Source organism: Polaromonas sp. YR568, assembly GCF_900116715.1.
Taxonomy (GTDB): domain Bacteria; phylum Pseudomonadota; class Gammaproteobacteria; order Burkholderiales; family Burkholderiaceae_C; genus Polaromonas.
In genome coordinates this window covers 413597-433297 of sequence record NZ_FPBM01000001.1, presented here as the reverse complement: position 1 = coordinate 433297, position 19701 = coordinate 413597, and the positions used below count along the sequence as shown (strand labels likewise).

The following is a 19701-nucleotide window of genomic DNA, read 5'->3' as shown; positions in this document are numbered from 1 at the left end:
ATCGTGGCAATTATCCAGTTTGTCACATCATGCCCTGCCACAACCCCTTCGAACAACTACAAGGTTGCCTGCCGCGCATGGTGAATTCCCCGGTTTTTAAACCTCCCGGAGTATTTTCATGTCCAAGCTGTTTGAGGCGACCGCCCTGGTCGTACCGTTTGAAAACCTGAGGATGACAGACGTCGAGTCTGTCGGCGGCAAGAACGCCAGCCTCGGCGAAATGATCTCGCAACTGCCCACCGGCCCCCAGGGCGTGCGGGTGCCCACTGGATTTGCGACGACGGCCCACGCATTCCGCGTATTCCTGGCCCACGACGGGCTCGACAAAAAAATCAACGGCGTGCTGGACGCGCTCAATACCGACGACGTGCGGGCACTGGCCGAGGCCGGCGCCAGAATCCGCGCGCTGGTCGAAGCCCAGCCTTTCCCGGCTGACCTGGAAAAAGCCGTTCGCGACAGTTTTGCCGTGCTGAGCGCCGGCAACGCCCAGGCCAGCTTTGCGGTGCGTTCGTCCGCCACGGCTGAAGACTTGCCTGATGCCTCTTTTGCCGGCCAGCAGGAAACCTTCCTGAACGTCGTCGGCATCGAAGACGTGCTGCACAAGATGAAAGAGGTGTTCGCCTCGCTCTATAACGACCGCGCCATCAGCTACCGCGTGCACCAGGGTTTTGCCCATTCCGACGTGGCGCTGTCCGCCGGCATCCAGCGCATGGTGCGCAGCGACAAGGGCGCGGCCGGTGTGATGTTCACCATCGACACCGAAAGCGGCTTTGAAGACGTGGTCTTCATCACCTCCAGCTACGGCCTGGGTGAAACCGTGGTGCAGGGCGCCGTCAACCCCGACGAGTTCTATGTGCACAAGCCCATGCTCAAGGCCGGCAAGCGCGCCGTGATCCGCCGCAACCTGGGCTCCAAGCTGCTGCAGATGGAATTCGCCACGGCTGAAGAAAAGAAGTCCGGCGGCAAGCTCGTCAAGACCACCGACGTGCCGACCGAGCTGCGCAACCGTTATTCGCTGACCGACGACGACGTCGAGCAACTGGCACGTTACGCCCTGATCATCGAGGCCCACTACGGCCGCCCCATGGACATCGAGTGGGGCAAGGACGGCACCGACGGCCTGCTCTACATCCTGCAGGCGCGCCCCGAGACGGTGAAGAGCCAGTCCAAAGGCAAGGCCGAGCAGCGCTACAAGCTTAAGGGCACCGGTACCGTGCTGGCTGAAGGCCGCGCCATTGGCCAGAAGATCGGCACCGGCCCGGTCCGCATCGTGCACGACATCAAGGACATGGACCAGGTGCAGCCGGGCGACATCCTGGTGACTGACATGACCGACCCGAACTGGGAGCCGGTGATGAAGCGCGCCAGCGCCATCGTCACCAACCGCGGCGGGCGCACCTGCCACGCGGCCATCATCGCGCGCGAGCTGGGTATTCCGGCCGTGGTCGGCTGCGGTGACGCAACTGAAACGCTGAAAGACGGCATGCTGGTGACGGTGAGCTGCGCCGAGGGCGATACCGGCAACATCTATGACGGCTTGCTTGAAACCGAAGTGACCGAGGTGCAGCGCGGCGACATGCCGCCGATTGACCTGAAGATCACCATGAACGTGGGCAACCCGCAACTGGCCTTTGACTTCTGCCAGATCCCCAACCACGGCGTGGGCCTGGCACGGCTTGAGTTTGTTATCAACAACAACATCGGCGTGCACCCCAAGGCGATCCTGGACTACCCCAACATCGACGCCGACCTGAAAAAAGCGGTGGAAAGCGTGGCCCGCGGCCATGCGTCGCCGCGCGCTTTTTATGTCGACAAGGTGGTTGAGGGCGTGGCGACGATTGCCGCCGCCTTCTGGCCCAAGCCGGTGATAGTGCGCCTGTCGGACTTCAAGTCCAATGAGTACCGCAAGCTGATCGGTGGGTCGCGCTATGAGCCCGAAGAAGAGAACCCGATGCTCGGCTTCCGTGGCGCGTCGCGTTACCTGAGCCCTGATTTCGGCGAAGCCTTTGCGATGGAGTGCGAGGCGCTCAAGCGCGTGCGTGACGACATGGGCCTGGTCAATGTCGAAGTCATGGTGCCGTTTGTGCGCACCCTGGGTCAGGCGAAGAAGGTCACTGACCTGCTTGCGCAGCACGGCCTCAAGCGCGGCGAGAAAGACTTGCGCGTCATCATGATGTGCGAAGTGCCGAGCAACGCCATCCTGGCCGACGAGTTCCTCGAGTATTTCGACGGCTTCTCGATCGGCTCGAACGACCTGACCCAGCTCACGCTGGGCCTGGACCGCGACTCGGGCATGGAAATTCTGGCCAAAGACTTCGACGAGCGCGACCCGGCCGTCAAGGCCATGCTGAGCCGCGCCATCCAGGCCTGCCGCAAGCAGGGCAAGTATGTCGGCATCTGCGGCCAGGGCCCCAGTGACCACCCCGACTTCGCGCAGTGGCTGAAAGAAGAGGGTATCGGCTCGATCTCGCTGAACCCCGACACGGTGATCGACACCTGGAAGCAATTGGCCAACTGAGGCCCGCTGGTTTGAATTGAGAAGATGCGCTGCGGAAGAGTCCGCAGCGCATTTTTTTTTGCCCCGAGGGAAAACCCCCGGTGGCAGCGGGTTTCCCGGTAAGCAATTGGCAAGGCGTCCGATGACAATCGAAGCCGTGTCTCTCTTCCTTTCTTTGCCCGCCTTGAGCCATGCTTGCCGTCGCCACCACCGTCAAACTGCTTGCTGAAATCGCATTGCTGGCGCTGGCCGGCCAATGGGTGGTGGGCCTGCTGGCGGGCGCCGGGCGTGACGGCAATCCGTTTTACCGTGTGCTGCAATTGGTGGGTCGACCCTGGGTCAAGGTTGCGCGCTGGATATCGCCGCAAGTCGTGATGGACCGCCATGTGCCGCTGGTGGCGTTTCTGGTGTTGCTGCTGGTGTGGGTCGTGGCGGCCATTGCCAAGGTTCGCATCTGCCTGGAAATCGGGGTGGCGCTGTGCAAATAGGAACAAGCCTTCAATACGGCTTGCTGAAAGCGCGGGCGCTGCTTTTGCTCGCCTGTGTCAAACGGCCGGCCGCCCTGGCAACGTTTGACCAGATGCTGCGGCTACGCCCCGAAGATCCTTATGCGCTGGCCAGCCGCGCCCATGTGGCGGCGCAGCTCCAGCTTACACAAGAAGCGATTGCCAGTTTGCGGCAGTTGACCGCCGTCAGGCCGGGGCACGCGGCAGGCTGGTTCAACCTGGGCTATGTGTTGCAGCAGGCGGGGCACCATGAGGAGGCCGGGCCCGCCTTTGAACGCGCGGTGGGGCTGGACGCGCGGCTGGACCAGGCCTGGTATGGCCTGGCGCTGGTGCACGTGGAGGCGCGGCGCTTTGAAGAAGCCGCCCAGGCCTTGCAAAAGAACACGGCCTTGCAGCCCTTGAGCCCCTACGGCTGGTACCGGCTCGCACAGGTGTGGCTGGCGCTGGGCCAGCCGGGCAAGGCACGCAAGGTGATTGCGCACCTGCGGCGGTTCGAGCCGCGTGTGGCCGCCCAGTTCGAGCGTGAGAACGAGGCTGCTTTTGCAGGCGCAGGCGGGGAGGCCCATGCAGCCCACTGAGAGCCACCGCCTCTATTGGCGCAAAAACCTGGCGGTAACCGCCGTGCTGCTGCTGATCTGGTTCAGCGTCACGTTTGGTGTGAGTTACTTTGCGCGCGACCTGAATTTCACTTTCTTCGGCTGGCCCTTCAGCTTCTGGATGGGAGCGCAGGGCGCCTTGGTGGTGTATTGCCTCATCGTCGGCTTTTATGCCTGGTACATGAACCGGCTCGACATCGAGCATGACGTGGCGGACGAGGACTGAATGGCCGGCTTCTTCGGTTCGCGCGACGGGGTCATGCTTTCGAGCCAGCAGTTCAAAAGGCAGCTGGACCGTGTGTACCGCTGGTACACGCTGGGCCTGGTGGTCTTTGTCGTCATCCTGGCGCTGCTGGAGCGCGCGGGCCTGCCGCGCCTGTGGATAGGCACCGCCTTCCTGCTGGCCACCATCGGCCTTTATGCGGGCATAGGCGTGATGAGCCGCACCACCGACGCCTCTGAATACTATGTGGCCGGACGGCGCGTGCCGGCGGTCTACAACGGCATGGCCACCGGCGCCGACTGGATGTCGGCCGCCTCATTCATCGGCCTGGCGGGCACGCTTTATCTCACGGGTTACAGCGGGCTGGCTTTCATCATGGGCTGGACAGGCGGCTACTGCCTGGTCGCGCTGGTGCTGGCGCCTTATCTGCGCAAGTTCGGCCAGTTCACCATTCCTGACTTCCTGGGCGAGCGCTATGGCGGGCGCTTGCCCCGGCTCATCGGTGTGGGGGCGGCGATCTTGTGCTCCTTCACCTACCTGGTGGCGCAGATCTATGGCGTGGGCCTGATCACGTCTTACCTCACCGGCATCGCGTTCGAGCTGGGCATCTTCCTGGGGCTGGGCGGTATTTTGGTGTGCTCGTTTTTGGGCGGCATGCGCGCGGTGACCTGGACGCAGGTGGCCCAGTACATCATCCTGGTGGTGGCCTACCTCATTCCGGTGATCTGGCTGTCTGTCAAGCAGACGGGAGTGCCGGTGCCGCAACTGGTGTACGGCTTTCAGCTTGAAAAGGTCACCGCAAAAGAAAAAGAACTGACGGCCGACCCCAAGGAGCTGCAGGTGCGCGAACTTTTCAGGCAGCGCTCCGAAGCGCTGTCGGGCAAGCTGGCAAATCCCGCCGAATCGCTCGCCGCCGACAAACTGGCCGCGGCCAAACGGATGGAGCAGCTCAAAACCGGCAATGCGTCCGTCGCTGAAATCTCATCGGCGGCCAGGGCCCTTGCCGCCATGCCCCGGGACGAAGCCGCCGCCGTGAAAATCTGGACGGCAGCCAAAGCCACCGCCGACACCAAAACCCAGCCACTCAACGGCATGCCCGCCCACGCGACCCAGTTCACAGGCAACCCCGACGGAACGCCGAAAGAGCAGGAGACATACGACACCTCACGCCGCAACTTCCTGGCGCTGGTGTTCTGCCTCATGGTGGGCACTGCGGCCTTGCCGCACATCTTGATGCGCTACTACACCGTGCCCAGCGTGCGGGAGGCGCGGCAATCGGTGACCTGGTCGCTGGTGTGCATCTTCCTGCTGTACTTCACCGCGCCGGCGCTGGCCGTGCTGGTGAAGTACGAGATATTCACCGTGCTGGTCGGCATGCCCTTTGACCAGTTGCCGGCCTGGGTGAATTCCTGGACGCGGGTGGATCCTTCGCTGCTGTCCGTCACCGATATCAATAAAGACAACATCCTGCAGCTCAATGAGATGAACATAGGCGGCGACATCGTGGTGCTGCTGACCCCCGAGCTGGCGGGCCTGCCTTATGTTGTTTCGGGCCTGGTGGCCGCCGGCGGGCTGGCTGCCGCGCTCTCGACCGCCGATGGCCTGCTGCTGACGATCGCCAACGCGCTAGGCCACGATCTCTATTACAAGATGATCGACCCCAATGCCTCGACCGTGAGCCGGGTGACGGTGTCCAAGATTCTGCTGCTGATCGTCGCTTTGCTGGCAGCCTACGTGGCGGCGCAAAAACCGGCAGATATCCTTTTCCTGGTGTCTGCGGCGTTCTCGTTTGCTGCCGCCTCGTTCTTCCCGGCGCTCAGCCTGGGCATCTTCTGGAAGCGCGCCAACGGCATCGGGGCGGTGCTGGGCATGGTGTGCGGACTGGGGGTGACCTCGTACTATATGTTCACCAACCAGGCCTGGCTGCGCGCCACCTTCGGCATCACCTCGCCGGTGCAACTGTGGTGGGGGATAGACCCGATCTCCGCCGGGCTTTTCGGCGTTCCAGTCGGTTTTGCGGTGATCGTGCTGGTGAGCCTGCTCACCCGCCCCCCGAACCAGAAAACCCGGGACTTGGTCGAATACATCCGCTATCCGGACCTAAAACGCCTCTAAAACCCCCGCTGGAGCGGTCGTTAGGGGGCGTTTTCGGTGCTTTCAGGGCCAATCCGGCTCTTCCCCGTCTTTACCAGCATGAGCCCCGGAACCGGCTTCGCCGGGCCGTAGGGCGGGCGGCCCCCTCGGGGGGCAGGGAGCTACACGAAGTGAGCGACCGTGGGGGTGCTATAATCATTGGCTTCGCCTTGCTGCACCCTTAACGACGCTGGGGCAGCTCAATCAACCCAAAAGGAGAGTTTATGCGTCACTATGAGATCGTCTTGCTGATCCACCCGGATCAAAGCGAGCAAGTCCCAGCCATGCTGGAACGTTACAAGGGCATGATTACCGCCGGTGGTGGAAAAGTGCATCGTGTTGAAGATTGGGGCCGCCGCCAGCTGGTGTACCTGATCCAGAAACTCGCCAAAGCCCACTACCTCTGCATCAACATCGAAGCCAGCCAGGCCGTGATGGAAGAAATTGAACACGCGTTCAAGTTCAACGATGCCGTGCTGCGCCACCTGACCGTGGTGAAGAAGAAGGCCGAAACCGGCCCATCCCTCATGATGCGCAACGTCGAGAGGGAAGAAGCCCGTAAAGCCCAACAGCAGGAGTATGCGGCTTAATAGCCAACATGCTGTTGAACGCCTCGCTGCCGCGCAGCTGCCATTGAGCAAAAGCACGCAGTGAACCACGTTGAACTGACCGCCTGTATCGCCGAGGCAAGTCCTCTTCGCTACACGCCCGCTGGAATCCCCGCCGCCAATTTCGTCCTCGAACACGAGTCCGAAGTTGTCGAAGCCGGAGTCACCAGACAGGTCAAATTGACGGTAAGGGCGGTGGCCTTCGGAGCGCTGGCTGAGCAATCAGCCAAATCCCCGCTAGGCAAACCCTTCAGGTTCACCGGTTTTCTCATCAATGCGCGCACTAGCAAAGGTGTTGTTTTTCATATTCAAGCTCTTCACCAGGCAGACCCGGTAGAGCAAGTACCGAACCCCAATTAAGGAGTCCATCATGGCCGGACCAAAACGTTTCAACAAAGACAAGCGCCCCAAGCGCAATACCCAATCCCTGCTGTTCAAGCGCAAGCGTTTTTGCCGCTTCACAGCCGCTGGCGTTGAAGAAATCGACTACAAAGACATCGACACCCTGCGCGATTTCGTAGCCGAAAACGGAAAAATCATCCCCGCACGCCTGACCGGCACGCGCGCGATTTTCCAGCGCCAGATCAACACCGCCGTCAAGCGCGCTCGCTTCCTCGCGATGCTGCCTTACAGCGACCAGCACCGTACCCTGTAAGGAGCGCGACCATGCAAATCATTCTGCTCGACAAAGTCGTGAACCTCGGTAACCTCGGCGAAATCGTCAAGGTCAAAGACGGCTACGCACGCAACTTCCTGATCCCTTCGGGCCGCGCACGCCGCGCCACGGAAGCCAACAAGGCCGAATTCGAAGCCAAGCGCGTCGAACTCGAAAAGGCTGCGGCCGCCAAGCTGGCCGAAATGCAAGCCCAGGGCGAAAAGCTCAGCGGCACCACCGTCAAGCTGACGCAAAAAGCCGGTGTTGACGGCCGCCTGTTCGGCTCCGTCACCAACCATGACATCTCGGCTGAGCTGACCAAGCAGGGCTTCCCTGTCCTGAAGTCGCAAATCCGCATGCCTAACGGCCCGCTGAAGATTGTTGGCGACCACGCCGTGACCGTTGCCCTGCACACCGACGTGGCAGTGGACATTACCGTCACCGTGTACGGCGAAACCGCTTAAGCGTTTTCTCCCTCTGCAAAAAAGCCGCTCGCCGAGCGGCTTTTTTCATGGCCGGCCGCACCTGCCGGCTGTTCACAAGTTCACGGGGTATTTCCACCCGATTTCCCCCGGTTATCCACAGCCTTATCCCGCAGGGGTTTGTGCTCACGGCGTACCATTCACCCTCTCCCAAGGAAACCCATGTCTGCCGTACTTTCCACCTACGACGATCCCGGCTACAGCCCCGACCGCCAGATCGCCCAGCTGCGCATTCCGCCGCATTCCATCGAGGGTGAATCCAGCGTCCTGGGTGGTCTGCTGCTCGACAACGGCGCCTGGGACCGCGTGGGAGACCTGCTGGTCGACGAAGACTTTTACCGCTCCGAGCACAAGCTGATCTACGCCGCCGTGGGCGCGCTGATCAACGCCACCAAGCCGGCCGACATCATCACCGTCTACGAATACCTGCAGAACCAGGGCAAAGCCGACGAAGTAGGGGGCCTGAGCTACCTCAATTCTCTGGCTCAGTACGTGCCCAGCGCCGCGAATATCCGCCGCTACGCCGAGATCGTGCGTGAGCGCGCCATCCTGCGCAAGCTGGTGTCTGCCTCCGACGAGATCGCCACCAACGCCTTCAACCCGCAAGGCAAAGACGTCGCCACCATCCTTGACGAAGCCGAGCAAAAGATCTTCAAGATCGGCGAGCAGGGCTCGCGCATGAAGGAAGGCTTCCAGAGCATGGACACGCTGGTCGTGAGCCTGCTGGACCGCGTGACCGAAATGGCTGAAAACCCGCAGGACGTCACCGGCGTGCCCACGGGCTTCTACGACCTGGACCGCATGACCTCCGGCTTCCAGGCAGGCGACCTGATCATCCTGGCGGCCCGGCCTTCCATGGGTAAAACCGCGCTGGCCATCAACATCGCCGAAAACGTGGCCTTGCTCGAAGGCTTGCCCGTCGCCGTGTTCTCCATGGAAATGGGCGCCTCGCAACTCGCGGTGCGTATCGTCGGCTCCATCGGCCGCATCGACCAGACCCATTTGCGCACCGGCGCCCTGACCGACGAAGAATGGCCGCGCCTGACGGAAGCGATTGAAAAGCTGCGCACCGTCTCACTGCACATCGATGAAACACCAGGCCTCACCGTAAGCGAACTGCGCGCCAACGCCCGCCGCCTGGCGCGCCAGTGCGGCAAGCTAGGCCTCATCGTCGTCGACTATTTGCAGCTCATGAGTGTCTCGGGCGGCATGGCCGAAGAGAACCGCGCCACCGCCGTCGGCGAAATCTCCCGCGGCCTGAAGATGCTGGCCAAAGAGTTGCAGTGCCCGGTGATCGCGCTGTCGCAGCTCAGCCGCGGCGTTGAATCACGCACCGACAAACGCCCCATGATGAGCGACTTGCGCGAATCCGGCGCCATCGAGCAGGATGCTGACATCATCATGTTCATCTACCGCGACGAGTACTACACCAAGGAAGCCTGCAAGGAGCCTGGTGTCGCCGAAGTCATCATCAGCAAGCAGCGTAACGGCCCGACGGGCACGGTAAAGCTTGCCTTCCTCAACCGCATTACCAAGTTCGAGAGCCTGGCCACGGGCGGCACCGGGGACTTCTGACCGCGCGTCATGACCGGTCGTTTGGGTTGAGGCCGTCTCAGCCGGCTGGCCCGCTTTTAAAGGCGGTCAGCCGCGCCTTCCGTTCGGTGTCGAACGAGCCGCCCAGCCTGGCGGACAACTCCTCTCTGCGCATCACCCCTCCGCACTCCTGGCAGGTGGGACCCAGGCCAGGATCGTGGCCGCACGGGGTGTGCGTGTACTGAATGGCAACTTCTTCATGTGGGGCCTTGCACCAGGTCTCACCCCAGGCGCGCAGCGACAGGAAGACCGGATAAAAAGCCTGCCCCATCTCGGTCAGGTGGTACTCGTGGCGCAAGGGCCTGTCGTTGTACGGGCGGCGCTCAATCAAGCCATCCGCCTCCATCTTCTTCAATCTCGTCGTGAGCATCTGCGGGGTGGCTTGGGACTGCGCCTGAATCTCTTCGAAGCGATGCGTGCCCAGGAAAAGTTCTCGAAGAACCAGCACGGTCCAGCGGTCGCCAACGATATCCTGCGCCCGGGCAATGGGGCAAAGCGTTCCCTTTTCCGTTGTCGGTGAAGTGGATGTTTTAGTCATTTTTCCGATCATACCTCTTTTCACTATGAAAATCATAGGTATAGTGGCTGATGTTCGCAAGATGGTTTGCAGCCGTTTTCTTGCGAACCGCGGAATCAACGGATCTTCCGCGAACCACACTGGATGACATTGAAAGGTTTCTCATGTCTGAACTTACCAAACTGGATGTTGCCGCCGTCGCTGACCGCTACGCCGCGGCATGGATTGCCCGCAACCCCGAGGCAATTCTCGCGCTACATGCGCCCGACTCGACGTTTCGGGCACATGGCCGTAACGAAGAGGTGAAGGGCAAGCCTGCGTTGCTGAAGGAGTTCACCGAGGTATTTGAGCGCTATCCCAATTTTGGCGTGGAGACGCACCGCCTCCTTTTGGGCGACAAACACTGGACGCTTGAATGGGATTTGACGTTCCAGCCCCCCGGCAAGGAGCGCAGAAAGTTTCGTGCCCTCGACGTTGTGGAGGTAGACGACAACGGGCTTGTCACCAGCAAAGACACCTTCTTCAACTTTGCCCAGGTGAAGGCGGCGCTCGAAGCATGACAAACGCAAAAACTCCTGCTACCGGCATCGGTACCGCTACTGATCAGGTGACACCGTTGTTCGACCGGGCTTTGATCAACGCGTTGCCGGTCGAGCATCTCTGCGATCTCAGCATCGATCTGGAGATCGGCCAGGTGATCCCGACCCCTCTGGGCACCCGTTTGACTTTCGTGGTGAAGGGCGGCCGCTTCGAAGGCCCTCGCTTGCGGGGCGAAATGCTGCCGGGCGGCGGCGACTGGGTTTCACTAGGCGCCGACGGCACCAGCCGTATGGATGTTCGCGCAACCTTGCGCACCGACGATGGTGTCCTCATCCACTATGAGTCGCACGGCATCCTCAAGTTTCCGGCGGATGGCCGCCAGCGTCTGGCCAAGGGCGAGCGCTTGTCCTTCGATGAGAGCTACGTGCGCCCAACACCCAGGTTCGAGACGTCCGACGAGCGCTACGCGTGGTTGTGCGGAATCGTCACCGTCGGCTACGGTGAATACGGAACGGGCCGCATCGATCACCGGATGTTTCATATCCTGTGACAGGACCTGTGCAGCGCTCAAAAAACCGCGCTGTGCAGGGCTTGGTGCAGGAGCTACATGCCCCGCGAAAGATGCGCACGCGGCGGCACGCTGCCCGGCAACGCCCACAATGCTGGAGTTGTCCTACACCACGGCGCTGCCGGGCGGCCTAGCATGGTGGTTATCCTCTGAAGCACCATGCAAACAAGCTACACACTGCGGCTGGCAACGCACATCGTGTTGTGCGTCGGCGCATTTGCGGCTGCGTCAACGGGCGCGAACGCGCAAGACCCGCAAGGCGCCACCACCACCCGTACCACGCTCCCGCCCGTCACCATCTCGGCCAAGGCCAACCGAGACCCTGTCGAAAAGTCCTATCGGAAGATGATCCAGGGCATGGACCTTTTTGAAAAAGAGCGCGCCATGTCGCCAGGGGCATCGCTGCGCTTCAAGCTCCTGCCGCGCAAGCGCGAGACGGACATGGGCCGCATCGAGATGGAAGTCATCGGTTCCACCGAGGCGTTTGAAGTGCCCATTGCGCCTGACCACACCTTCACCCTGGTGCGCAACCAGAAGGCGTATGACGAGAACGCGCAGGTGATCCCGAACCGCAAGGCGCAGACCATGACCTGGCGCACCGAGATCCGCACGCCGGGCCTGCCGCCCAATACCCGCCGCCTGGGCGACTTGCGGCTCGAATGCCGCGTGGGTATGGAGGCGGGCCTGGTCTCCAACAGCACCAATATCGTTGGCCGGCTGGCAAGGGTGATTCTGGACACGCCGTCTTATTGCGACCGCAAGGACCCGCTCTACCTCTTTTTTGCCGACAAGCCACTCTTCAGCGTCACCCTGGTGGCTGGCGAGCGCAGGGAAGTCTTGCCGGTCAACAAGCTCTACGCCGCCGCCAGTGACGATGCGGAACTGAACAACGACTTGCCGTACTGCGACTGCGAGGTGCTGGTAGACCGCACCTACGTCTTGCCTTTGGGCGACCGCAGCTGGCCCGACGAGACGCGGGTCGAGTTTGAGTACATGGAGGACGGCCCATGAAAGCGCCAATGGTCCGCGAATGGATGTTTTGCAAAGGCCTCGCGCCCCTGCTTGCCGGCTGCCTTGTGCTGGCCGGCTGCGCCAGTCCCCTGGATGAAGTTGATTCCCGCAAGGCGCTGCCCGAGTTCAGCACCCCCGGTATGTCGATGCAAAGCGCCAAAGACGCCGTCGTCCCCGGCACATCCACCAAGGCCGACGTGGCCGCGGCGCTGGGCCCAGGCACCGTCGTCAAGTTCGACAGCGGCTATGAAGTCTGGGTGTACCGCGCCAAGGCCTACAAGCCGGCCGTCGATGCGCCCGGCACCAACGAATTCATTGTTTTGTTTGCCCCATCGGGCATTGTCAAAAAGACCCGTATCCGCACGCCCTAGGCATACGGCAAGGTCACCCGATCAGCGCACGCACTCAAACCCGTATTGCCCGGGGGCCGGCTTGCTGATCAGCCGCGCGCGCATGCGGCCGCGCTTCTGGCATTCGGTTTCGGCAATTTCAGCGGCCTCGGCCTGCTGCGAAGGCCGGCCCTTGACGATGATGAGTTTTTCGCTGTTGCTGAGCAATTCAGCGGCGCAGCCGGAGAGCAGGGCGCAGCCGATCAGCAGCGATGAGAGCAGGGGCAGTTTGTTCATGAGAGCTTTCTTGTTGGGTTTAATGTAATCGCCGAGCGGGGTCTGTGTATCGGTGGGGCGGCATGTCTGGATAATGCCTAACCAAACACCGAAAGAACCCACGATGCTGCGTCTGATAATTCTGGTTTTTGGAATTCTAGGGGCCAGCCTGCACGGCGTGGCCTGGGCAGGTGAAAACGTCCGCGTTTTTGCGTCCGAACTACTGGCCTTTGAAAGCCGGCAAGTGCTGCAGCCTGAGCCGCCTGTGAAGTATTCCGACGCTTCAGGCGGTGCTGAGTTGCGTAAGCTGCTGGACCCGGTTCGGGCCCCGATTGTTGTGAACGAGTATTTCGAGGGAGTCGAAAAGCAACTCTCCGAGCCCGAGGTGACAAAACTCCTGCAACCCTTGATGGTGCGCTACGAGAAGGCCTTTGACGCCAACCCGCGTGCCTACGAAGAAGAGTACCTCGACGCGCTCAACTGGACGGTTCTGATTCTCCAGCGCAGCGTTCGCAGCAGCGCCCTGGCCCTGCCCGCCAGGTCCGCAGCTCCGTCTGAGGAGGAGGCTGCCATGCAGCGCCTTCTCGAAAGCCTGAAGGGTTTGACTGACACCATGCTGGGGCTGGTGTCAAAAGGCATCAGAAGCAAGGTGGCCAAGGATATGTTCAGCGAGGCGGGTGGCAAGCGCGCCCTGGAGATGGCCGACCGGCTAGCCCCGCCGTCTGCAGGTGTTACTGCAGCCGCGCCTCTGTCATCCGTGCAAACGCAGACCCGCAATCTGGTGAGCGGCGAACAGGTTTACCGTGCACAGTGCATCGCCTGCCATGCCACCGGCATCGCGGGCTCGCCAAAACAGGGTGATGTCGCAGCCTGGGCGCCGCGTATCCGTTCCGGGCTGGCGTCCATGCTGCAATCCACCCTCAAGGGCAAGGGAGCCATGGGGGCGCAGGGCGGCGGAGATTTCCAGGATATCGAACTGGCAAGAGCCGTGGTCTACCTGGCCAATTCGGCCGGGGGCCGATTCCCGGAGCCACCGGTGCCCGCCGGTCACCCCGGCACGGTCACTTTCACGGTCCGACCGCCTCCACCTCCCCCGCCTCCTGCCGTTCCTTATGCGGTGATGAGCGCCACGCAGAAGATGGTTCTCGGCGAGCGCACTTACGCATCGAACTGTGCCGCTTGCCATCAAGCGAACGGCCGTGGTGCGGGGCCCATACCCGACTTGCACAAGACTTCCACGTTTGCCAAAACCGACGCTGTTATCGACGTGGTGCTGCATGGGTCAAAAAATAGCGCCATGCCCAGCTGGCGGGCGCTGCAAAACGAAGAGATCGCCGAGGTCATCAACTACATGCGCTTCAAATTCAGCAGTGAGCTGGCGCAGTTTGTCACGCCCGAAGACGTTCGCAGCCGCCGGAAATAGCTTCATCCCATGCAGGGGCGTGCGTTTGGATGAATGAAAGGCGCCTGAAACCTGCATGGAGCGGTTGTAATTCGCTCCTGATTCGATAGCGTGACCCGTGGTTGAAATTGACGATCAGCCTGCGGTTTTTGCTTGGCCGCCGGCTCTGCGCGCAGGTTTCTTCCCGTCGCCTTCCAGCGTGCGAACCAGCATGCTTTCCAGCAGGGCGACTTCAGCCTTCGCGCCGCTGCGGTCCACGGAATAGCTCAGGCTGAGCGCCAGGCCGCGCATCGCGCCCAGGGCCACGTGGCGCGCCGCCGCAATGGTCTCGGGGTCGGCCGGGCAGTCGGAAAACAGCTCCACCCATTCGCGGTCGAAGCGGATTTCAAACCAGTGCATGTGGTCCAGCATTTCGCGGTAAACCGCCACGTTGCCTTGCGTGCCCAGCCAGATCTTCATGATGGCAAGGAACTGCGGGCTGCTGAACAGCCCCCAATAGCGCTCGAAGATTCTTCTGACGCGCGAGGCGATCGGTTCATTTTTGGCGTGGGCTGTGTCGCTGGTGTCAGCCAGCGATTTGCCGAAATCGACCACCACGGCCAGCAGCAGCTCGTCCCTTGACTGGAAATGGTGCTGCACTGCGCCGCTGGTCAGGCCCGCCTTCGCGGCGATAGCGCTGAAAGTCGCCTTGTTCAGGCCCAGCTGGGCGATGCAGGCAACTGCGGCCTGGACAAGCTGGCTGCGTGTGGTGGCGCTGCGTTCTTCCTGTGTGCGGCGTTTGGCCGGCCTTTTGGCGCGGCTGCCGGTCTCTGTGCGTTCCACGTCTGTCACCTGGTTCCTCTGCGTGGTTGTGGATGCGGATTATCTCAGGAGTCCAGCCCCAGCAGGCGTGACGGATTGCGGTGGCACACGATCTCCAGCTCCGCCGCATTCAGCCCGAAAGCGGCCATATAAGAACTCACCAGGCGCATGCATTCGGCGGAGTTGGGAAAGAGCGGCTCACCCGCATCGCTGGACAGCGTGACGTATTCGACGCCGACGGCGCGTATGGCTTCGTACATGCGAGCCGGGTCCACGCCGAGCAGCGGCGAGAGTTCGTCGTAAGTGAAGTTCAGGTACACGCCGGCGGCCGTGAGCTGCTTCATGAGCGGGATGTCGAGGTCGACGAAGGGGCTGAAGGGGTGGTCAATCACCGCCCGCTTGAAGTTGAGTTTGTCGAGCAATTCGACAATCGCGAAAATCTCGCGGTGTGTCGCATGTCCGAAGAACAGCGCGACGTTCGCATCGGCAATCGCGCGCAGGATGTCGGCGATTTCCGGTTTGAGCTTGCCGTGCTCGTCGAGCAGGTAAAAGCCGCAGCGGATGGCTTCGTCCCAGGGCAGGGGGCCGGTGTGGTCTGACGGCGCCGCGCTCTTGTCCCACCAGATGCGCTTGCCGCCCACCTTGAACAGCGTGTTGGCATGGTTAAAGACGGGCAGCCAGACGGCGACGATGCCGTCCTCGATGTTTTGCCGCAGCCTCTCCAGCGACGGCGGCCGGTTGTCCATGGTGATGCCGTAGCCTGCCCAGCAACCAGCTGCCTTGAGGCCGGCGTCATCGGACCAGCTCTTGAGCTGCTCGCGTATGCCGTCGACCACGCGCGCGGGGCGGTATTCAGCGCCGGAGATAGGCCCCACCGTCTTGAAGAGCAGGCCGCCCATCTGGTTTTCAGAGGCAACCTTTGCCAGCGACAACGCGTCCTGCTGGCCCTCGTGGGCGTGGCAGTGGATGTCGATCATGCCGGCCACGCCGGGGATGGCCGGCGGGTAGACCACCCCGGGGCGAAAGGCCCGGCGGACTGGATAAGAGGTGACGCAGCGTTCCGAAACAGGGGTGGCGGGGTCGGTATGAAGTTCCGCCGTGGGGGTGTTGGACATTTTCTGGGCCTTTCGAAAATAAAGTTTGACAAGCTGCTTGAATGCTACTTACATTATTAAAAAAATGCAAAGTAAATTTCCGAAAAAAGGAAATTGCCTCTCAGGGTTAACCAAGTATTGGAAGATAAACATTCCGTTAATAATGTTTATAAGCCATGTTGATGAGCAACACGATGAAAAGGATTTCAGGCATGTCAGTTGAAGCTGCAAGCGGCCGGTTCGGTGAATCGGCCTGGATGAGGCACCCCTTGCCGGCGCGTCCGGTGGACCGTGCGGCGGCTTTGGTCCAGGGCGGCCAGGCACGCGGTGAGCCCGCCCGCCTGCGGCCGCTTCATCTCAATGAGTCACCCTATCCGCCGTCGCCGAAAGCCGTAGCGGCCATGGCCGCGAGCGCGGCCGGCGTCAACCGCTACCCCGATCCCAACGCCCGTCTGCTGTGCGCCGAGCTTTCAGCCCGCAGCGGCATCCCGGCCTCCCGCATCGCCTGCGCCAACGGCAGCGAAGAACTGATCCAGGTTTTGTGCACTCTGGGTGCAGGCCCCGGTGACGAAGTCGTCGTGCCGGCGCCGGCCTTTCCGGGTATCGCCATCTCGGCCACGCTTCGCAATGCCGTCGTGGCCCGCGTACCGCTGGACGCGCGGGGCGCCAACGACGCGCAGGCCTTGCTGGCCGCCATCACGGCGCGCACCCGCGTGGTATTTTCCTGCTCGCCGCATCCGCCCAGCGGCGGCATGATGGAAGCCGCCGCACTCCAGCAACTCATCCAGGGCGTTCCCGACAACGTCTTGCTGGTCATGGACGAGGCCTACCATGAGTTCGGCCGCCATGCAGGCGGCCCCGACATCCTTGCCGCACTGGCCGGGCGCCGCGGGCCGTGGGTCAACCTGCGCACTTTCTCCAAAGCCTATGGCCTGGCGGGCGCCAGGGTGGGGTACGCCTTTTGCAGCAGCGACGAAATTGCCGACGCCGTGCGCCGCGTGAAAACAACTTACGGCCCCAGTGCAATGTCGCTGGCCGGCGCCCTGGCCGCGCTGCAGGACGATGCTTACCTGGCCACCGTTCTTGACGCCGTGGCGCGGGAGCGGGACCGCATGACGGCGGGCTTGCGCGCGCTTGGGCTCCAGCCCTTTGCCAGCCTCGCCAATTTCGTCTCCGTGGCGTTGCCCATGCCGGGCGCGCAGGCCATGCAAGGCCTGCATGCGCGCGGCATCCTGGTGCGCGACTGGCGCGACCCCGACTACCAGAAAGAAATTCGCATCACGGTCGGCCTTGCCGAGGACACCGACGCGGTGCTGCAAGCCATCAAGGAAATTCTCGCTGAAGCACCCGCGGCGGGAACAGGCATCTAGCAAGGGCGCGGGCAATCTGCTCAATCATTCATAAACAGGAGACATCATGTTCGGAGCACTCTATAAAAAATTGATCCTGGTGGCGGCGACGCTGGCCGTCCCCTTCGCGGCGCATGCCGCGGACGACGCACTGGACCGCATCAAGCAGACCGGCAAGTTTGTGGTCGGTATCAAGGTCGACTACCGGCCTTTCGGCTACCGCAATGAAAAGGGCGAAATGCTGGGCCTGGAGCACGACCTGGTGGCCGACATCGCCAGTCGCCTGTCCACCAAGCTGGGCAAGAAGATCGAGGTTGAGAAAGTCGTGGTGACGGCCCAGAACCGCATGCAGTTCCTGCAGCAGGGCCGCATCGACTTCATGATCGCCACCATGAACGACACCCCCGAGCGCCGCAAGATCATCGACATCATTGACCCGAACTACTATGCTTCGGGCGTGAACCTGCTCACCCGCAAATCCAACAACATCAAGAACTGGGAAGACCTCAAAGGCAAGACCGTGTGCACCATGCAGGGCGCCTGGTACAACAAGTCGCTGTCCGAGCAATACGGCTTTGTGCCGCAAGCCTATGCCGGCGTGGCCGAGGCGGCGCAAGCCACCTTCGACAACCGCTGTGTCGGTTTCCTTGACGACGACGCGCACGGCGGTTCACTGCTGCTGGGCACCGACTGGAGCGGCTTTGAGATGCCCCTGCAGACGCAGTCCGAAGCGCCCTGGGGCATGGCTGTCGCGCAAGGCAATCCTGCGCTCAAGGAATTTCTGACGCAGGTCGCCACCGACTGGCACCGCAAGGGCACGCTGGTCGAGCTCGAGAAGAAATGGGGCATTAAGCCGACCAAGTGGGTGCAGGCCATGCACGCCAAGGCCAAAGCCGCCAACTAACTAACCCATAGAGGCGCCGCAGACCATGATTGCAGACTGGTTCAAGCAGCTGTACGACGCCGGAGGGCCGAACTTCTCGGTTTTCTACGACCGCGTCGACGGCCTGACCTACCTCAAGGGCATCCAGGTCACGCTGCAACTGTCGGCCACCTGCATTGTGCTGTCCGTCCTGATCGGGGTTGCGGGTGCGTGGCTGCAAAGCCTGCGTTTGCCCGCGCCCCGGTGGCTGGTGGCGGCGTATGTCAACTTCTTTCGCAACACACCGCCGCTGGCCCAGATGTATTTCCTGTACTTTGGTGTCGGCTCCGTGATGATCATGGCAGGCGGCGGCGGTGCTGCAGGCCGTCCCATGCTCGACAACTTCGACTGGGCGGTCATTTCCATGTCTTTGTTCGCGGGCGCCTTCAATACCGAAATCTTTCGCGCCGGCATTGAGGCTGTGCCCAAGGCCACCGTGGAGGCCGCCGAAGCGCTCGGTTATTCACCGCTCAAGGCCTACATTCACGTCGTGCTGCCGCTGGCGCTGCGCATCAGCCTGCCGGCCCTCAATAACAACCTGGTCACTCTCGTCAAAGGCACGACCGTGGCCTACGCCATTGGGGTGCCCGAATTGCTCACGGCCTCGTCCACCATCTGGGGCGCGTCCGTCAACATCCCTGAAATGATGAGCGTGCTGCTCGTGACCTTTTTGGCCATCGTCGGCGGGCTGGTGTTTTTGCTGCACCGCCTGGAGCACGCCTTGCGTATACCTGGTTACAGCCGCTCATGAAGTCCCTTCCCGTCCTCCTTCCTGAAGCGCCCGCACTGCGCCCACGCACGCTGCCCGAGTGGTCCGGCAACCCAAGCCGCTGCCTGAACGCGCGCGGCGCGCTGGTGGTATGCCTGTGGCTGGCGTTCAGCTGCGCGGCTGCCCAGGCCGCGGCCGGTGCCGGCAAGCCCGGCATTGTGGAGACCTTGCTGAAATGGACGCCGCTGCTGGCGGGCGGCTTTGTCTGGAACATGATCATCAGCTTTGTCGCCATCTCCGTGGGCACGGCGCTGGGTTTCCTGCTCGGCATCGCGCAAATCTCGCCACGCGGCTGGGTGCGCTCGCCTTCCTGGGTGGTGACGCAGTTCTTGCGCAATGCGCCCTGGCTGGTGCTGCTTTTTTACTGCATGTTCCTGCTGCCCTTTAGGGTGCAGGTGTTCGGCATGGTGATCCCGGTGCCGGACTGGCTCAAGGCCTCGGTCGGTTTTGCGTTACCCGTCATGGCCTACGTGGCGGAGATTGTGCGCGGGGCCATTCAGTCCATCCCGGCAGGGCAGTGGGACTCGGCCGAATCCCTCGCGTTCAGCCGCGCGCAGATCCTCTGGCGCATCATCATTCCCCAGGGCCTCAAGCGCATGCTGCCGGCCTGGATGAACCTCTACGCCATCGTCGCCATGGCCAGCACCCTGGCCAACATCGTCGGCGTGTCTGAAGCCATGACGGTCACGCGCGAAATCCTCGCCGCCGAGCAGCGGCAGGAACTGCTGCTTCCCATGTATGCCTACCTGCTGGCCTGGTTCTTCGCGTACTGCTACCCGATCGCCAGAATCACGGCCGCGCTGGAACGCCGGTGGGCCGTGGCGGGCTGA

Annotated in this window: 23 protein-coding genes; 19 read left to right on the top strand and 4 right to left on the bottom strand. The window is 62.1% G+C overall.

All coding sequences use genetic code 11. From position 1 onward, the window contains the following. Positions 1-118 precede the first annotated feature (118 nt). The 10 genes from ppsA (at position 119) to dnaB (ending at position 9275) form a co-directional block, all read left to right on the top strand. Positions 119-2518, top strand: a complete 2400-nt coding sequence (gene ppsA, locus BM408_RS02045) for a phosphoenolpyruvate synthase (RefSeq protein WP_092126394.1) — start codon at positions 119-121, stop codon at positions 2516-2518. Between the two features lie 170 nt (positions 2519-2688). After that, complete coding sequence (locus BM408_RS02040; RefSeq protein ID WP_092126392.1) at positions 2689-2985, top strand: hypothetical protein; 297 nt, start codon at positions 2689-2691, stop codon at positions 2983-2985. After that, positions 2976-3581, top strand: a complete 606-nt coding sequence (locus BM408_RS02035) for a tetratricopeptide repeat protein (protein WP_254774673.1) — start codon at positions 2976-2978, stop codon at positions 3579-3581. Before BM408_RS02040 ends, BM408_RS02035 begins: the two co-directional genes overlap by 10 nt. Beyond that, positions 3568-3825, top strand: a complete 258-nt coding sequence (locus tag BM408_RS02030; protein ID WP_092126390.1) for a DUF4212 domain-containing protein — start codon at positions 3568-3570, stop codon at positions 3823-3825. Before BM408_RS02035 ends, BM408_RS02030 begins: the two co-directional genes overlap by 14 nt. Further along, on the top strand, positions 3826-5937 hold the full coding sequence (locus BM408_RS02025; protein ID WP_092126388.1) for a sodium:solute symporter family protein: 2112 nt from the start codon (positions 3826-3828) through the stop codon (positions 5935-5937). A 242-nt stretch (positions 5938-6179) separates the two neighbouring features. Further along, positions 6180-6545, top strand: a complete 366-nt coding sequence (gene rpsF, locus BM408_RS02020) for a 30S ribosomal protein S6 (protein ID WP_007871089.1) — start codon at positions 6180-6182, stop codon at positions 6543-6545. A 60-nt stretch (positions 6546-6605) separates the two neighbouring features. Continuing rightward, the gene (priB, locus tag BM408_RS02015) at positions 6606-6923 is read left to right on the top strand and encodes a primosomal replication protein N (RefSeq protein ID WP_092126386.1); all 318 of its coding nucleotides are present in this window, start codon (positions 6606-6608) and stop codon (positions 6921-6923) included. Positions 6924-6933: 10 nt separating this feature from the next. Then, the gene (rpsR, locus tag BM408_RS02010; RefSeq protein ID WP_007871078.1) at positions 6934-7218 is read left to right on the top strand and encodes a 30S ribosomal protein S18; all 285 of its coding nucleotides are present in this window, start codon (positions 6934-6936) and stop codon (positions 7216-7218) included. 11 nt (positions 7219-7229) lie between these two features. Continuing rightward, complete coding sequence (gene rplI, locus BM408_RS02005) at positions 7230-7682, top strand: 50S ribosomal protein L9 (RefSeq protein ID WP_007871075.1); 453 nt, start codon at positions 7230-7232, stop codon at positions 7680-7682. 180 nt (positions 7683-7862) lie between these two features. Continuing rightward, on the top strand, positions 7863-9275 hold the full coding sequence (gene dnaB, locus BM408_RS02000) for a replicative DNA helicase (RefSeq protein ID WP_092126384.1): 1413 nt from the start codon (positions 7863-7865) through the stop codon (positions 9273-9275). Positions 9276-9312: 37 nt separating this feature from the next. Here dnaB and BM408_RS01995 read toward each other — a convergent pair whose 3' ends face one another. After that, the gene (locus tag BM408_RS01995; protein ID WP_092127259.1) at positions 9313-9831 is read right to left on the bottom strand and encodes a winged helix-turn-helix transcriptional regulator; all 519 of its coding nucleotides are present in this window, start codon (positions 9829-9831) and stop codon (positions 9313-9315) included. Positions 9832-9974: 143 nt separating this feature from the next. Here BM408_RS01995 and BM408_RS01990 point away from each other — a divergent pair, with 143 nt between their 5' ends. The 4 genes from BM408_RS01990 to BM408_RS01975 all read left to right on the top strand — a co-directional run bounded on the left by BM408_RS01990 (position 9975) and on the right by BM408_RS01975 (position 12300). After that, positions 9975-10370, top strand: coding sequence for a nuclear transport factor 2 family protein (locus BM408_RS01990; RefSeq protein ID WP_175541651.1), 396 nt, complete (start codon positions 9975-9977; stop codon positions 10368-10370). Beyond that, entirely contained in the window at positions 10367-10900 is a 534-nt protein-coding gene (locus tag BM408_RS01985) for a DUF3237 domain-containing protein (RefSeq protein WP_092126380.1), read from the top strand. Before BM408_RS01990 ends, BM408_RS01985 begins: the two co-directional genes overlap by 4 nt. Before the next feature lie 177 nt (positions 10901-11077). Continuing rightward, positions 11078-11929: a hypothetical protein gene (locus BM408_RS01980; RefSeq protein WP_254774672.1), complete on the top strand. Its 852-nt coding sequence runs from the start codon at positions 11078-11080 to the stop codon at positions 11927-11929. Then, the gene (locus tag BM408_RS01975; RefSeq protein WP_139237286.1) at positions 11926-12300 is read left to right on the top strand and encodes a hypothetical protein; all 375 of its coding nucleotides are present in this window, start codon (positions 11926-11928) and stop codon (positions 12298-12300) included. The genes BM408_RS01980 and BM408_RS01975 overlap by 4 nt, the downstream gene beginning before the upstream one ends. Positions 12301-12321: 21 nt before the next feature. On the opposite strand, the gene BM408_RS01970 is transcribed toward BM408_RS01975, so the two are convergent. After that, positions 12322-12555 carry a hypothetical protein gene (locus BM408_RS01970; protein WP_092126376.1) on the bottom strand — a complete coding sequence of 78 codons (234 nt, stop codon included), beginning with the start codon at positions 12553-12555 and terminating at the stop codon, positions 12322-12324. Between the two features lie 103 nt (positions 12556-12658). On the opposite strand from BM408_RS01970, the gene BM408_RS01965 reads away from it, so the two are divergent. Then, positions 12659-13957, top strand: a complete 1299-nt coding sequence (locus BM408_RS01965; protein ID WP_092126374.1) for a c-type cytochrome — start codon at positions 12659-12661, stop codon at positions 13955-13957. A 114-nt stretch (positions 13958-14071) separates the two neighbouring features. On the opposite strand, the gene BM408_RS01960 is transcribed toward BM408_RS01965, so the two are convergent. After that, positions 14072-14758 carry a TetR/AcrR family transcriptional regulator gene (locus tag BM408_RS01960; protein ID WP_175541650.1) on the bottom strand — a complete coding sequence of 229 codons (687 nt, stop codon included), beginning with the start codon at positions 14756-14758 and terminating at the stop codon, positions 14072-14074. A 44-nt stretch (positions 14759-14802) separates the two neighbouring features. Next, complete coding sequence (locus BM408_RS01955; protein WP_092126370.1) at positions 14803-15852, bottom strand: DUF6282 family protein; 1050 nt, start codon at positions 15850-15852, stop codon at positions 14803-14805. A gap of 191 nt (positions 15853-16043) precedes the next feature. Between BM408_RS01955 and BM408_RS01950 the strand changes: the two genes are divergently transcribed. The 4 genes from BM408_RS01950 to BM408_RS01935 are packed head-to-tail and all read left to right on the top strand — an operon-like array spanning position 16044 to position 19701. Next, positions 16044-17201 (top strand): pyridoxal phosphate-dependent aminotransferase, encoded by a 1158-nt coding sequence (locus tag BM408_RS01950; RefSeq protein WP_175541649.1) that lies wholly within the window; start codon positions 16044-16046, stop codon positions 17199-17201. A 46-nt stretch (positions 17202-17247) separates the two neighbouring features. Then, on the top strand, positions 17248-18084 hold the full coding sequence (locus BM408_RS01945; protein WP_092126366.1) for a transporter substrate-binding domain-containing protein: 837 nt from the start codon (positions 17248-17250) through the stop codon (positions 18082-18084). Positions 18085-18109: 25 nt separating this feature from the next. Further along, positions 18110-18853: an amino acid ABC transporter permease gene (locus tag BM408_RS01940; protein WP_092126364.1), complete on the top strand. Its 744-nt coding sequence runs from the start codon at positions 18110-18112 to the stop codon at positions 18851-18853. Beyond that, positions 18850-19701 carry an amino acid ABC transporter permease gene (locus tag BM408_RS01935; protein WP_092126362.1) on the top strand — a complete coding sequence of 284 codons (852 nt, stop codon included), beginning with the start codon at positions 18850-18852 and terminating at the stop codon, positions 19699-19701. Before BM408_RS01940 ends, BM408_RS01935 begins: the two co-directional genes overlap by 4 nt.

Coding starts and splice junctions, on each gene's coding strand:
- ppsA (WP_092126394.1), top strand. CDS start 119: ATGTCCAAGCTGTTTGAGGCGACCGCCCTGGTCGTACCGTTTGAAAAC.
- BM408_RS02040 (WP_092126392.1), top strand. CDS start 2,689: ATGCTTGCCGTCGCCACCACCGTCAAACTGCTTGCTGAAATCGCATTG.
- BM408_RS02030 (WP_092126390.1), top strand. CDS start 3,568: ATGCAGCCCACTGAGAGCCACCGCCTCTATTGGCGCAAAAACCTGGCG.
- BM408_RS02025 (WP_092126388.1), top strand. CDS start 3,826: ATGGCCGGCTTCTTCGGTTCGCGCGACGGGGTCATGCTTTCGAGCCAG.
- rpsF (WP_007871089.1), top strand. CDS start 6,180: ATGCGTCACTATGAGATCGTCTTGCTGATCCACCCGGATCAAAGCGAG.
- rpsR (WP_007871078.1), top strand. CDS start 6,934: ATGGCCGGACCAAAACGTTTCAACAAAGACAAGCGCCCCAAGCGCAAT.
- rplI (WP_007871075.1), top strand. CDS start 7,230: ATGCAAATCATTCTGCTCGACAAAGTCGTGAACCTCGGTAACCTCGGC.
- dnaB (WP_092126384.1), top strand. CDS start 7,863: ATGTCTGCCGTACTTTCCACCTACGACGATCCCGGCTACAGCCCCGAC.
- BM408_RS01995 (WP_092127259.1), bottom strand. CDS start 9,831: ATGACTAAAACATCCACTTCACCGACAACGGAAAAGGGAACGCTTTGC.
- BM408_RS01990 (WP_175541651.1), top strand. CDS start 9,975: ATGTCTGAACTTACCAAACTGGATGTTGCCGCCGTCGCTGACCGCTAC.
- BM408_RS01985 (WP_092126380.1), top strand. CDS start 10,367: ATGACAAACGCAAAAACTCCTGCTACCGGCATCGGTACCGCTACTGAT.
- BM408_RS01980 (WP_254774672.1), top strand. CDS start 11,078: ATGCAAACAAGCTACACACTGCGGCTGGCAACGCACATCGTGTTGTGC.
- BM408_RS01975 (WP_139237286.1), top strand. CDS start 11,926: ATGAAAGCGCCAATGGTCCGCGAATGGATGTTTTGCAAAGGCCTCGCG.
- BM408_RS01970 (WP_092126376.1), bottom strand. CDS start 12,555: ATGAACAAACTGCCCCTGCTCTCATCGCTGCTGATCGGCTGCGCCCTG.
- BM408_RS01965 (WP_092126374.1), top strand. CDS start 12,659: ATGCTGCGTCTGATAATTCTGGTTTTTGGAATTCTAGGGGCCAGCCTG.
- BM408_RS01955 (WP_092126370.1), bottom strand. CDS start 15,852: ATGTCCAACACCCCCACGGCGGAACTTCATACCGACCCCGCCACCCCT.
- BM408_RS01950 (WP_175541649.1), top strand. CDS start 16,044: ATGTCAGTTGAAGCTGCAAGCGGCCGGTTCGGTGAATCGGCCTGGATG.
- BM408_RS01945 (WP_092126366.1), top strand. CDS start 17,248: ATGTTCGGAGCACTCTATAAAAAATTGATCCTGGTGGCGGCGACGCTG.
- BM408_RS01940 (WP_092126364.1), top strand. CDS start 18,110: ATGATTGCAGACTGGTTCAAGCAGCTGTACGACGCCGGAGGGCCGAAC.
- BM408_RS01935 (WP_092126362.1), top strand. CDS start 18,850: ATGAAGTCCCTTCCCGTCCTCCTTCCTGAAGCGCCCGCACTGCGCCCA.